Source organism: Telluria sp. ZB4P34 (assembly GCF_059686055.1).
The window spans coordinates 290,870-302,979 of record NZ_JCASIF010000005.1; the positions used below are offsets into that span (position 1 = coordinate 290,870).

The following is a 12,110-nucleotide window of genomic DNA, read 5'->3' on the forward strand; positions in this document are numbered from 1 at the left end:
CATGCTCGGCCCGTCCCCCGGACCGGCGGCAAGGCCGGTCCGGGAGGCGCACTGCGCGTCTTCAGTCGACGCTGACTTCCTTGCGATTGTCGCGCGAGACGCGGTCGATCATCTTGTTGTAGGGATCGACGCCGACCTCGAAAGGCTTCTCCTTGACCGTGACGGTCACCACCGGCTTGTCGCCCTGCAGCACGCGCTTCTCCAGCAGCAGCACGCGCTCGTCCTTCTCCCTGGCGCCATCGGCGCGCGCGAACACGCCGATTTCCACTGCTTCGTCGTAGGCGCGCGGGCTTTCCTTGCCCTTGCCGTCCGCTTCCATCTTCGCCAGGTGCAGCTGCATGGTCACGTCCCACTGGCCGTCCGCACGCTTGACCGCTTTCGCATCAAGGATGCGGTTATCGTAGAAGACGATCTTCTCGAACAGGTCCGCGATCAGTCCATGCTTGTCCTTGGGCGCTTCGGCGCGGATGTAGTCGAGCAGCTCGGCGGAAGTGGTGAACGGCGACTCCTGATAGCCCTTGTCCTGAAGGAAGCGCTTCAGGGCGCGGTTCAACGCTTCTTCGCCGATCTCGTCGCGCAGGCGGTAGAACACCAGGCTGCCCTTGCGGTAGTGGATGTAGTCCTGGTTCTCTACGCGGTACAGGGGCAGCTCCTCGATGCGCTCGCCGCCCCGGCTGCTGAGATAGCGGTCCAGCTCATAGCGCAGGAAGCGGCGCATCTGGTGGCGGCCGTATTCCTTTTCCATCACCATCAGCGCCGAGTACTGCGACAGCGATTCGATCAGCATGCTCGCGCCCTGCACGTTGGCGGCGGTCACCTGGTGGCCCCACCACTGGTGGGCCATCTCGTGCGCCGTCACGTAGAACACGTAATCGATGGCTTCCTTGTCGCGCAGGTCGGCAATGAAGCCGATCGATTCCGAGAACGGGATCGTATTGGCGAAGGACTGCGCGAAGGTCGCGTAGTTGGGGAACTCGATGATGCGCACCTGCTTGTGCTGGTAGGGCGTGAAATGGGTCGCGAAGTAGTCCAGCGCCTTCTGCGTGCCTGCAATCATCCGGTCCACGTTGTAGGCATGCTTGCGGTCGTGGTAGATCTCGATCGGGATGCCCTTCCAATCGCCCTTCTTCACCTGCCAGTCGGCCGAGAGGTAGGCGAAGAACGGCATCATCTTCTGGTCCATCTTGTACTGGAAGTAGTTGCGGCCGTGTTCCTTCCACGACTTCTGCAGGTAGCCCGGCGACAGCGCGATCTGGTCGCCGCTGGTCGAGACCGTGGTCTCGAAGCTGATCCAGTCCGCTTCCGGGCCGAACATCGAATGCCGGCGGGCGGCCTGGTCTTCGAGCCTGGCCATGCGTTCCGGTTCGCCAAGGCCGCGCTTGCGGCGTTCGTTGCGGTCCTGCAGTTCGAAACTCGACTGGTAGCCCAGCTGCGGGAAGAACTCGCGGTTGTTGAAGAAGGTGCCGTTCAGGTTGATCGTGTCGGCGCTGCCTCCGTTCGAGAAGCCCGGACGGCGCACGTCGACGGTGAATTCCAGCGGCAGGCGTTCGCCCGGCTGCATCGGCGTGGCCAGCTTCAGGATGCTGAAGCCGTACTCCTTGTCGCTCACCACCACCTGGTGGGGCGGCAGCCTGGTCCAGGTCGTGACGACGTCGCTATTCACCTGCAGCGGCAGGCTGTCGACCGGCTTGCCGGTCTTGTTCTCCAGGACGTAGCTGCCGCGGATAGTGAGGCGGCGCTGTTCCGGATACAGGTCCACCGCTGCCCGCACATCGGTCACCTTCGCATGCGGCAGGTCCTTGTACTTGCGGTAGGTCTTCTCGTAGTGCGCCTGCTTGTCCATGCGGACGTTGCCGGGCTCGTAACGCGCCAGGGTATTGGTGTTGTAGAAGATCCAGCCGCCGGTGGCGGCGAAGGCGACGCCGCACAAGGCCAGCGCCAGGCCGGGCGCGCCTTTCAGGCGGCGCCCCGCTTCGCGCACGCGCAGCTTCCACTCGACGGACAGGCCGCGCACCCAGAAGGCCTGGGCCACGATCAGGGCCGCCACGATGAACAGGCTCCAGTACAGCGCGAACCAGCTCCAGCCTTCGAGGAAGTGGCCGAAGCCGTTCATGTCCGAGTACGGGGTACGCGGCAGTCCGGCGATGTTGTACAGGTTGTGGTCGAAGTGCAGGATGCTCGCGACGATCTGCGAGACCATGAACAAAATCATCAACAGGTAGCCGATGAACTTGTTGTTGGTCACCACCTGCAGCACGACGGCGAACAGGCCCATCAGCACGAAAGGCAGGCCCGCGACCAGCATGCCCTTGAAGTACACCGACCACTCGACCGGCGCGCCGCCCTTGAACAACTGGATGACGACCGCCGCCAGCACGCCGGTGAGCAGGAAGGCCAGCACCACGCCAGTCAAGGCCAGGCTCTTGGCCACCAGCGGCGCCCAGTTCGGCATCGGCATCGCATCGTTGACATCGGCGATGTGGACCTGGCGCTCCTTGAAGATCAGTTCCCCGGAATAGAAGGTAACGATAATAAGCAACATGAAGGTGAAGCTGCCGTTCAGCATCTCGACCATCAGGTGGGTCATCGGGTAGACGGTGGTGCCGAAGATCTCGCCCATCTGGCTCGCCGCACCGACGAGGTTCAGCACGCTAAACAGCAGCATGACGAGGAAGGGCACGCTCTTGAACACCGCGGCCGCATCGAAGACGAGGATGTGCCAGCACTGGATCCAGCGCGTGGAAGCGGTGAAACGCGGCTCGATGCGCGGCAGCTTGAGCTGGACAGGCACGGGCGCCGCCTGGGACTGCGCCTTGGCCTTGCCGAACAGGCGCTTGCCGGTGCCGGCGCGCTGCGGCTTGAACAGGGCAAGGGTCAGGCCGAACAGCACCAGCGCGACCGCGCTCCACAGCAGGCGATTGGCCAGCACGTAGCCGCCCAGGTCGGGCAGTCCCGCGTTGCGTTCGGCGGTGGAGAAGTAGCGCGTGGCACGCGACAGCGCCCGGCCGCCGAACGGATCGGCCAGGACCGCGATCCAGTCGTTGTTGATGTCGGAAGTGAAGTTGCCGGCAACGATGTACAGGACGAAGAAGGCCAGCACGCCCACATACACGAGCATGATCGAGCGCGTGGTCGCGGCCAGCAGCAACAGGAGCGCCCCCATCAGGAGCAGGTTCGGCAGCACCAGTACGCCCAGGCCCCACAGGTAGGCGCCGCCCGGGAAGGGACCGACGCGCTGCGCGTCGACCCAGGGCATCACCGGCCCGAGCATCATGCCGATCACGATGGCGGCGAAGATGACCGTGCAGGCCAGCAGGCCGGCGGCGAAGCGGCCGACCAGGTAGTCGCGCTTCTTCATCGGCGTGGCGAAGAGCATGTCGGAGATGCCCACTTCGCTGTCGCGCAGCACGGTGCCGGCGATGAAGATGGTGACGACGAACATCGACATCAGGCTGAACACGCCCAGCATCTGCGCCACCACGACCGGCGCATTGCGGTTCACGTTGCCGATGCCGCCGCCGACCTGGATCGCATCGGTGGTGGAAGCGCCGAAGGCCAGGGCGCCGAAGATCAGCGCGCATACCCACAGCAGCGGCTGGCGCAACTGCGTCGCCAGCTCGAACTTGAAGAATTCCCTCAACATGGCCGCTCCTTATGCCGGGACCGTCGGGGCGGCCGCAGGCGCGGACGCAGCCGGCGGCGCCGAGGCGCGGCTGGCATTGCGGATCTGCAGGAAGTACACGTCCTCCAGGTCCGGCTCGACGCTGACGAAACCGTCGTCCGGCTGCGACTCGGCGAACACGTTGATCTGCGGGCGGCCGCCCACCAGGCGCGTGGACAGCACGTTGAAGCGCTCCTGGTACTGGGCCAGCTCGTCCTGGCCGACGGTGCGGCGCCAGACGTGGTTCCTGAGCGTCTCGATCGCGGCCTGCGGTTCGCCCTGCAGCAGCACCGTGCCTTTCGCGATCATGGCCATGCGCGGGCACAGGTCGGTCACGTCTTCCACGATGTGGGTGGACAGGATCACGACCACTTGCTCGCCGATCTTGGCCAGCAGGTTCAGGAAACGGTTGCGCTCATCGGGGTCCAGGCCCGCGGTGGGCTCGTCGACGATCACCAGGCGCGGCGCGCCCAGCAAGGCCTGGGCGATGCCGAAACGCTGGCGCATGCCGCCCGAATAGGTGCCGAGGGCGCGCTTGCGGGCGTCCCACAGGTTGGTTTGCTGCAGCAGCGCTTCCACGGCTTCCTTGCGCTCGCCCTTGCCCGTCAGGCCCTTGAGCACCGCGAAGTGGTTCAGCAGGCGCTCGGCGCTGACCTTCGGGTAGACGCCGAAATCCTGCGGCAGGTAGCCCAGTTGGCGGCGCAGGCCTTCCTTGTCCTTCAGGACATCGAGGCCGTTGAAGTGGATGCTGCCGCTATCGGGATCCTGCAGCGTCGCAATGGTGCGCATCAGCGAGGACTTGCCCGCGCCGTTCGGCCCAAGCAGCCCGAACATCCCGTTGGGAATCTCCAGGCTGACATTGTTGATGGCCTTCACGCCGTTCGCGTAGGTCTTGTTGAGCTGCTTGATCGATAGCATCTGCGGGGTCTCCAGGTTCTGTTGATGATTCGTTGCCGGGGCCTTGGCCGGACGGCAGGTATTGCCTTGCAGATAATGTACGGTTAATGAAAAGTAATGGAACTTTTTTTGTGACCGCTTGCGGAAATAGGGGAACGAGTGACGTATTTTTGCCATACAGGGACAGGCCTGGACGCTTATCGATGCATGCCGCATAGCTGCCGGGACCGGGCAGGCTCGTGGCTGCCGGCCCGCCGCTTGCGCTGGCTCCACGCCCTGTTACGGCAAAGGCCGCGCCGCCTTTGCGCAGACCGGCGATAATCCCGTCTCTTCCATTCGTTCCACCCACATGGCACAACCTGACATGAACGACTTCGACAGCGTTCCCCTGGAGTTTTTCCAGGACTACCCGGAGCCGGGCGTCAATTTCATCGACGTCGGCTGCATCTTCGATACGCCCGAGTATTGGCGCCTCGCCATCGACACCCTGTATGCGCGGACCGAGGCCATGCACTTCGACTTCATCCTGTCGATGGACGCGCGCGGATTCATGATTGCCGGTGCCCTTGCCTACGAGCGCAGGGTCGGCTTCGCCATGGCGCGCAAGGCGGGCAAGCTGCCCGGCAAGGCGATCAGCATCGACTACCAGCGCGAGTACGGCAGTGCGACCATCGAGATCCAGCCCGAGCGCATCAAGGGCCAGCGCGTGCTGATCGTCGACGACGTGCTTGCTACCGGCGGCACCATCGAAGCGGCAGCATCCCTGCTGCGCCAGATCGGGAAAGACGTGGTCGGGGCGGCGGCCCTGTTCGATATCGCGTTCTTCAGGGACCGGCGCGCGCTGACGATGCCGGTGGTGAGCTTGCGCGAGGTCTGACTAGGACGTCGTGTCGAAGACCGGCGCGATGGCGATCGCTGCCAGCACCAGGGCCAGCGGGACGGTGGACACGAAGCCGAGGTAGTAGAACCCGAGTGCTCCGGCAAGGCCCCCGGCCAAAAAGGAGGCGATCAGGATCGCGTGGATGCGCAGCTTGTGGCGGTTGGCGATGACGGGCACGCACCTAGCGTCGGGCTGCCGGCGGTTCCAGTAGAGCAGCTTGCCGATCTCGATGCCCAGGTCCGTCGTCAGCCCGGTCACGTGCGTCGTGCGAATCTCGGCCCGCGAGATCTTGGTGATCAGGGCGTTCTGCAGCCCCATGGTGAAACACAGCATGATCACGGCCAGCGACACGTCGGCCAGTTCATGCTTCTCGAGCGTGGCGCCGAAGGCGCCGAACAGCAGGATCAGGCTGGCCTCGAGCAGGAGCGGCGCCGCATACAGGTGGCGGACGTCCCTGCGGCGCAGGACATTCACCAGCATGGCGGTGACGACGGCGCCCGCCACAAAGGCCACCCAGGAGATGGCCGCGATGCCTGCCAGCGCGAAGTTGCGCAACACGATCTGGTCCGCCAAGGCCGACACCATCCCGGTCATGTGCGAAGTGTACTGGCCGATCGCGAGGAAGCCGCCCGCGTTGAGCGCGCCCGCCACCAGCGTCAGGATGACGCCGATGTGCAGGTCCGCCCGTCCGCTACGGTGCTGGGCTGTGAGTCCGGACAGGTACTGGATGGGCATCGGGGCGAGTCTCGATAACATCGGCAACATCGGCATCGTGCATGCTGGCAATTTAAAGAGATGATACTCCGCGCGACTGCTCGCCCTCAAATCCTCGGCAGTCAATGCTTCTACCATGTGGCAAGCATGATGATCCGCCGGAGAGGAGCGAGATGAGTCTGGCAGTATTGAAGAGCCGCGCCCTCGCCGGAATGGCGGCGCCCGTCGTCAACGTCGAGGTCCACCTGGCCAACGGCTTGCCCGCCTTTACCATCGTCGGCTTGCCGGACGCCGAAGTGCGCGAAGCCAAGGACCGCGTGCGCGCGGCCCTGCAGAATTCCGGCTTCACCATTCCGCCGCGCCGCATCACCGTCAACCTGGCGCCGGCCGACCTGCCGAAAGAATCCGGGCGCTTCGACCTGCCGATCGCACTCGGCATCCTGGCGGCCTCGCAGCAAATCCCGCTCGAGGCGCTGGCGGGCTACGAGTTCGCCGGCGAGTTGTCCCTGTCCGGCGAGCTGCGACCCATCCGCGGCGCACTGGCCATGAGTTTCGCGATGCTGCGCCAGCACGCGGGCGATGGCTTCGATGGGTCCAATGGCCGCGCGCGCGCTTTCATCCTGCCGCTTGCGAACGCCGACGAGGCGGCGCTGGTGGCCGATGCCGCGATCTACCCTGCCCGCACCCTGCTTGAGGTGTGCGCCCACTTTGCCCACGCTGCGGGCGGGGCACGGCTGGCGCGCCACCGGGGTCAGCCGCCCGAGACAAGGGTCGACTATCCGGATTTTTCCGAGGTCAAGGGCCAGCACACGGCCAAGCGGGCCCTGGAGGTGGCGGCGGCCGGCAGCCATTCGATCCTGCTGGTCGGCCCGCCCGGCGCGGGAAAAAGCATGCTGGCGGTGCGCTTTCCTGGCCTGTTGCCGCCGATGGGCGAAGACGAGGCGCTGGAGTCGGCCGCGGTGCAGTCGATCGCCGGCAGCTTCGCGCCACAGCGCTGGCGCCGGCGGCCGTTTCGCAGTCCCCACCATACGAGTTCGGGCGTGGCGCTGGTCGGGGGCGGCAACCTGCCGCGCCCCGGCGAAGTGTCGCTGGCCCACCATGGCGTGCTGTTCCTGGATGAGCTGCCCGAGTTCGACCGCCGCGTGCTCGAGGTGCTGCGCGAGCCGCTGGAATCGGGCCAGATCACCATTTCGCGGGCCGCGCACCAGGCCGACTTTCCGGCGCGCTTCCAGCTGGTGGCGGCCATGAACCCCTGTCCCTGCGGCTGGCTCGGCCACCCGTCGGGCAAATGCCGCTGCACGCCTGAAGCCGCGCAGCGCTACCAGGACCGTGTTTCCGGCCCCCTGCTCGACCGCATCGACATCCAGCTGACGGTAGCGGCCATGCCGCCCGAGGGCATCGGCGCCCCGGCCGACGGCGAGCCGAGCGCGGCGATTGCGCAGCGGGTTGCGGCGGCGCATTCGCTGCAGCTGGCGCGCCAGGGCAAGCCGAACCAGCGCCTGGGCCCGGGCGAGATCGACCGCTACTGCCGTCCCGATGCGGCCGGCGAAGGCCTGCTGCGCGCCGCCATGCAACAATTGCAGTGGTCGGCGCGTGCCTACCACCGCGTGCTCAAAGTGGCGCGCACAGTGGCCGACCTGGCCGGGACGGAAGGGGTGGCGGCGCAGCACATCGCGCAGGCGATCCAGTACCGGCGCGCCTTGCGCGAAGCCTGAGCCATGCGTGGCAGGTAGTGGTTGCGTTCGATGCGCTGCCTGCTACCATCATGGGATGCACACCAAACGACTCTTCGGCGCTTCGCTTGCCGTCCTTGCCCTCGGCCTTGCCGGCTGCTCGCCCACCTACAACTGGCGCGACCACACCAGCAGCGACGGTAGCTTCCGCGTCCTGTTCCCGGCCAAGCCCTCGACCCATACCCGCCCCGTCGACCTGGGCGGCATCAAGGTCGACATGACCATGACCGCGGCCGAGGTGGAGGGCACGACCTTCGCCGTCGGCACCGCCGTGGCGCCGGATGCGGGCCTGGCGCAGGCCACCCTGCCTGCGATGCGCCAGGCGCTGCTGCGCAATATCGGGGCCAGCGCGCCCGCCGGCGAGACGCTCGATGTCGATGCGGTCGGCAAGGGTAACGGCAAGCCAGTGCGCCTGGTCGGGCGCTTCGTCGCGAAAGGCACGCGCATGTACCAGGTGATCGTGGTCGGCAAGCCGGGCGCGATGCCCCCCGAGCACACCGAGCAATTCCTCTCTTCCTTCGTCCCGCAATGATGAACGACATCGGCATGACCCAGGGCGCGGCGCTGCGCACGCTAGGGCTGAGCAAAGCCTTCGGCCGCCCGGCGGTCGACGGGCTCGATCTGCAGGTGCGGCGCGGCGAACTGTATGCCCTGCTCGGCCCCAACGGCGCCGGCAAGACCACGACGCTGCGGATGGTGACCGGCTTGCTGGCGCCCGATGCCGGCCGCGTCGAGGTCTTCGGGATCGACCTGGAGCAGGCCCCGCTGGAGGCCAAGCGCCGCATGGCGTATTTGCCGGACGATCCGATGTTGTACGGGAAACTCAAGCCGACCGAGTACCTCGAATTCGTGGCCGGGCTGTGGGGCGTCGATGCGCGCGCGGCCGAGCCGCGGGCGCGCGCGCTGCTCGACTGGCTCGACCTGAGCCCGCATGCGCACGAGCTGACCGAAGGTTTTTCGCGCGGGATGAAGCAGAAACTGGCGCTGGCCGGGGCCCTGATCCATGAGCCCGAACTGCTGATCCTGGACGAACCGCTCACCGGCCTGGACGCCGCCGCGGCGCGCCAGGTCAAGGACCTGCTGCTCTCGCACGTCGCCAAGGGCGGCACCGTGATCCTCACGACCCACATCCTGGAGGTGGCGGAACGCCTGGCGCAGCGCATCGGCATCATCCGGCAGGGCCGCCTGATCGCGGAGGGCACGCTGGACGAGCTGCGCGAGCGCACCAGCGGCGCCAGCCTCGAAGACGTGTTCCTGCAGCTGACCGCGCAGCCATGATGGCCGTCCCGGGCAGCATCCCCTGGCTGTTCCGCCACGAGTTGCGGCTGCTGTGGTTCAACGCCGCATCCGGCAAGCCGGGCAAGGCAGCGGCGCGCCGACCGGGAACGGCGGGACTGGCAACCATCGGCGCGGCCTGGCTGGCGCTGCATGCGCTGGCTTACTTCGCGGTCGGGAAGCTCGCCGGCATCGGCATGCACGATCCGCGCATCTTCGTGGCGGTGAGCGCCCTGCTGTTCGGCCTCATGACCTTGATGCTCTCGAGTGCGCTCAAATCGAGCGTGATGGTGCTGTTCGAACGGGGCGACCTGGACCTGCTGCTGTCCTCGCCCCTGCCCTCGCGCAGCATCTTCACCGTCCGCCTGGGCACGGTGGCCGTCGGCACGGCGGCGCCTTACCTGTTCTTCCTGGGACCGTTTGCCCACATGGGCGCCCTGCTCGGCCATCCGGGCTGGCTGGCGCTTTATCCCGTCCTGCTGGGCATCGCCACCATGGTCGCCTGCGCGGCGATGCTGCTGACGCTCGGCCTGGTGCGTACGATCGGTGCGCGCCGCACCCGTGTCGTGGCGCAGATCATCGGCGCCATGGCCGGTGCGATGATCTTCATCCTGTCGCAGGTCTTCTCGCACTTCGCCTCGCGCATGGAAGCGCAGGCCTTGCAGGCGTTTGCCCAGGCCTTCGCCTCCGACGGGTTGCTGGGGTTCGACAGTCCGCTATGGCTGCCGGGCCGTGCGTTGCTGGGCGAACCACTCCCCGTGCTGGGGATCGCGGCGCTGGCAGCCGGCGCCTTTGCCTTCACGGCAGGCCGCACGCACCGCTTTTTCGTCCATGGCTTGCAGCAGGCTGCCTCCTCGTCCAGGGCAGCGCGCAGACCCCAGGGCGGCGCCCGCTATCGCTTCGGGCGTGGCCTGGTGGCGACGGTGCTGTTCAAGGAATGGCGGCTGATCCTGCGCGACCCGCACCTGATCTCACAGGTGGCGCTGCAGCTGATCTACCTGCTGCCGCTGTTCTTCGTCATCTTCCAGCGCGGCGAGCTGCGCCTGACGGCGCTCGGCGCCGGCTTGACGCTGCTGTGCAGTTCGCTGACGGCCTCGCTGGCATGGATCGTGGTGTCGGCCGAGGATGCCCCCGACCTGCTGCGCCTGTCGCCGGCGCCCCAGCGCAGGATACGCTTCGCCAAGCTGGGAGCGGCCGTCCTGCCTTCGCTCGCGCTGGTGCTGGTCCCGCTGGCCTGGCTGCTGGTGCGCGCCCCGCTCGCGGGCCTGGGGGTGCTGGTGTGCGTGACGGGGGCGGTCTGCACGGCGGCGCTGATCGTTCACTGGTGCGGACGGCCGGGGTCGCGCAGCGATTTCCAGGTACGCGGCAAGAGCGATTTCCTGACCACGATCCTCGAGCTGTGCAACAGCCTGGCATGGGGTGGCCTGGCTTGGGCGCTGTCGACGCTGGTCAAGGACGCCTCCGAGAAGCTCGTCGTCATCACGTCTCTAACCGTCCTGGCAGTGGCGGCGGTGCTGGGCTTGTCCTGGTTCCTGCGCCGGCCGCAGGATTGAGTGCGTGCGGGGAATGACCAGGTTTCCAAGACGTGTTATCGTTTAGTCACTAACAAATCAATGGGCACAGCTATGTTGATTACATTCAAATGTAAGTCTTATCCTGAGGTCTTGATGTACCAGGAGCACGCCAAGCGCATCCTGGACCTGCTGCACAAGGATATCGAACGCGGCGTCATCACCGCCGAAGAGGCGCCGCGCGCGGTGGCGCTGCTCGAAGGCGAAATCGAGGAAAGCCGCAAGCACCAGGTATCGGAACAGGTTGAGCGCGATGTGCATGCTCACCATGGCGATACCGAAGACAGCGAACATGAACCGATCGAGGTCGTGAGCTTCCCGACGCGGGCCTTCCCGCTGTTGGAGATGCTGCGTTCCGCCCGGGACCAGCACACCGATGTGTTATGGGGCGTGTAAGCGTATCTTGACGAGGCAAGCGGGGCTGCGGCCCCGCTTTTTCATGCGCGCCGCATTTCTTCGATCTCCTACCGAGCCAATTTCATGACGCAGCACAAGCGTCTGTCGAATGGACTGAACTGCGTAGAACTCAGCACTTAAGCTTGCTCGATGAGTTCCAACACGGAAGGAGATGGAGATGAGGCACTTCATGCAGCGGTTCGTTTCGCTTGCGAGAAGATGCAAAACATGACGAGCGGCGGCGCCTTTAGCGTCAGCGTACCGAATATAGCCTGGTACCCGTCAGATGCATTGAATGGATCGGACGGTAGTGCCTGGGTGCAGAACTTCCAGCAGTTGCAAGCCGGTGGGGGATCGGGCTTCAATCCGGAATCGAACCGTGTCGTTGGCGTGACTGCAGGCTACCTTCCTTACCCAGGCCAGATGCATGTCGCGTCCATTCCGGATGGCCGGTGGGTTGTCCTGTTCAATGCGATCTGCGCCCTTAGCGCCGGCAATTGCATCTAGGGCGGATGGCCTGGCCACGCTTTCTGAGGCAACGGCGCATGTGAGGCCAGGGCGAGGTCGGGCACGCGCCAAGCAAACAACCCCAACCAGGGCAAGGATTCGCCAGGCGAATCCGGACGGCGGCTTGTGCAAACAAACGCAAAAAAGCCCATCCAGGTCACTGGATGGGCTTTCTCTTATAACTAGCCTGACGATAACCTACTTTCACACTGGTTGCAGCACTATCATCGGCGCAAAGTCGTTTCACGGTCCTGTTCGGGATGGGAAGGGGTGGGACCGACTTGCTATGGTCATCAGGCTTTGACTTGTCTGAGCCAGCTTGCGCTGAGCTCACAATCCGGGAAGAAGTATCGTTCTTTTTGTTCTTGGGGTAGTTCGTTTTGGTATCAACAAACTGCAGCTGTATTCTTGACTTGTCTATAGCCTACCAAGGTTATAGGGACAAGCCGTACGGGCAATTAGTACTGGTTAGCTTA

The 12,110-nt window shown here is 65.4% G+C and carries 10 protein-coding genes and 1 rRNA gene; 7 read left to right on the plus strand and 4 right to left on the minus strand.

Features of this window, described 5'->3' with window-relative positions; genetic code table 11:
- Window positions 1-61: 61 nt before the first annotated feature.
- Complete coding sequence (locus tag AC56KL_RS12135; protein ID WP_497180404.1) at window positions 62-3,643, minus strand: M1 family aminopeptidase; 3,582 nt, start codon at window positions 3,641-3,643, stop codon at window positions 62-64.
- A 9-nt stretch (window positions 3,644-3,652) separates the two neighbouring features.
- Window positions 3,653-4,579 (minus strand): ABC transporter ATP-binding protein, encoded by a 927-nt coding sequence (locus AC56KL_RS12140; RefSeq protein ID WP_497180405.1) that lies wholly within the window; start codon window positions 4,577-4,579, stop codon window positions 3,653-3,655.
- Window positions 4,580-4,907: 328 nt separating this feature from the next.
- Between AC56KL_RS12140 and AC56KL_RS12145 the strand changes: the two genes are divergently transcribed.
- The gene (locus AC56KL_RS12145; protein WP_497180406.1) at window positions 4,908-5,435 is read left to right on the plus strand and encodes an adenine phosphoribosyltransferase; all 528 of its coding nucleotides are present in this window, start codon (window positions 4,908-4,910) and stop codon (window positions 5,433-5,435) included.
- On the opposite strand, the gene AC56KL_RS12150 is transcribed toward AC56KL_RS12145, so the two are convergent.
- On the minus strand, window positions 5,436-6,173 hold the full coding sequence (locus tag AC56KL_RS12150) for a YoaK family protein (RefSeq protein WP_497180422.1): 738 nt from the start codon (window positions 6,171-6,173) through the stop codon (window positions 5,436-5,438).
- Window positions 6,174-6,325: 152 nt separating this feature from the next.
- On the opposite strand from AC56KL_RS12150, the gene AC56KL_RS12155 reads away from it, so the two are divergent.
- The 6 genes from AC56KL_RS12155 to AC56KL_RS12180 all read left to right on the plus strand — a co-directional run bounded on the left by AC56KL_RS12155 (window position 6,326) and on the right by AC56KL_RS12180 (window position 11,634).
- Window positions 6,326-7,867, plus strand: coding sequence for a YifB family Mg chelatase-like AAA ATPase (locus AC56KL_RS12155; protein WP_497180407.1), 1,542 nt, complete (start codon window positions 6,326-6,328; stop codon window positions 7,865-7,867).
- Window positions 7,868-7,922: 55 nt separating this feature from the next.
- On the plus strand, window positions 7,923-8,417 hold the full coding sequence (locus AC56KL_RS12160; RefSeq protein WP_497180408.1) for a hypothetical protein: 495 nt from the start codon (window positions 7,923-7,925) through the stop codon (window positions 8,415-8,417).
- Window positions 8,414-9,163: an ABC transporter ATP-binding protein gene (locus AC56KL_RS12165; RefSeq protein WP_497180409.1), complete on the plus strand. Its 750-nt coding sequence runs from the start codon at window positions 8,414-8,416 to the stop codon at window positions 9,161-9,163. The genes AC56KL_RS12160 and AC56KL_RS12165 overlap by 4 nt, the downstream gene beginning before the upstream one ends.
- Window positions 9,160-10,713: a putative ABC transporter permease subunit gene (locus AC56KL_RS12170; RefSeq protein WP_497180410.1), complete on the plus strand. Its 1,554-nt coding sequence runs from the start codon at window positions 9,160-9,162 to the stop codon at window positions 10,711-10,713. Before AC56KL_RS12165 ends, AC56KL_RS12170 begins: the two co-directional genes overlap by 4 nt.
- 72 nt (window positions 10,714-10,785) lie before the next feature.
- Window positions 10,786-11,127: a DUF1840 domain-containing protein gene (locus tag AC56KL_RS12175; protein ID WP_497180423.1), complete on the plus strand. Its 342-nt coding sequence runs from the start codon at window positions 10,786-10,788 to the stop codon at window positions 11,125-11,127.
- 150 nt (window positions 11,128-11,277) lie between these two features.
- Window positions 11,278-11,634, plus strand: a complete 357-nt coding sequence (locus AC56KL_RS12180) for a hypothetical protein (RefSeq protein ID WP_497180411.1) — start codon at window positions 11,278-11,280, stop codon at window positions 11,632-11,634.
- 185 nt (window positions 11,635-11,819) lie between these two features.
- Here AC56KL_RS12180 and rrf read toward each other — a convergent pair.
- Window positions 11,820-11,932 (minus strand): 5S ribosomal RNA (gene rrf, locus AC56KL_RS12185).
- Window positions 11,933-12,110 lie beyond the last annotated feature (178 nt).

What these genes read in the sequence shown, in the direction of transcription:
- AC56KL_RS12175 (WP_497180423.1), top strand. Translation starts at nt 10,786, where the DNA reads ATGTTGATTACATTCAAATGTAAGTCTTATCCTGAGGTCTTGATGTAC.
- AC56KL_RS12135 (WP_497180404.1), bottom strand. Translation starts at nt 3,643, where the DNA reads ATGTTGAGGGAATTCTTCAAGTTCGAGCTGGCGACGCAGTTGCGCCAG.
- AC56KL_RS12140 (WP_497180405.1), bottom strand. Translation starts at nt 4,579, where the DNA reads ATGCTATCGATCAAGCAGCTCAACAAGACCTACGCGAACGGCGTGAAG.
- AC56KL_RS12170 (WP_497180410.1), top strand. Translation starts at nt 9,160, where the DNA reads ATGATGGCCGTCCCGGGCAGCATCCCCTGGCTGTTCCGCCACGAGTTG.
- AC56KL_RS12165 (WP_497180409.1), top strand. Translation starts at nt 8,414, where the DNA reads ATGATGAACGACATCGGCATGACCCAGGGCGCGGCGCTGCGCACGCTA.
- AC56KL_RS12145 (WP_497180406.1), top strand. Translation starts at nt 4,908, where the DNA reads ATGGCACAACCTGACATGAACGACTTCGACAGCGTTCCCCTGGAGTTT.
- AC56KL_RS12150 (WP_497180422.1), bottom strand. Translation starts at nt 6,173, where the DNA reads ATGCCCATCCAGTACCTGTCCGGACTCACAGCCCAGCACCGTAGCGGA.
- AC56KL_RS12180 (WP_497180411.1), top strand. Translation starts at nt 11,278, where the DNA reads ATGAGTTCCAACACGGAAGGAGATGGAGATGAGGCACTTCATGCAGCG.
- AC56KL_RS12160 (WP_497180408.1), top strand. Translation starts at nt 7,923, where the DNA reads ATGCACACCAAACGACTCTTCGGCGCTTCGCTTGCCGTCCTTGCCCTC.
- AC56KL_RS12155 (WP_497180407.1), top strand. Translation starts at nt 6,326, where the DNA reads ATGAGTCTGGCAGTATTGAAGAGCCGCGCCCTCGCCGGAATGGCGGCG.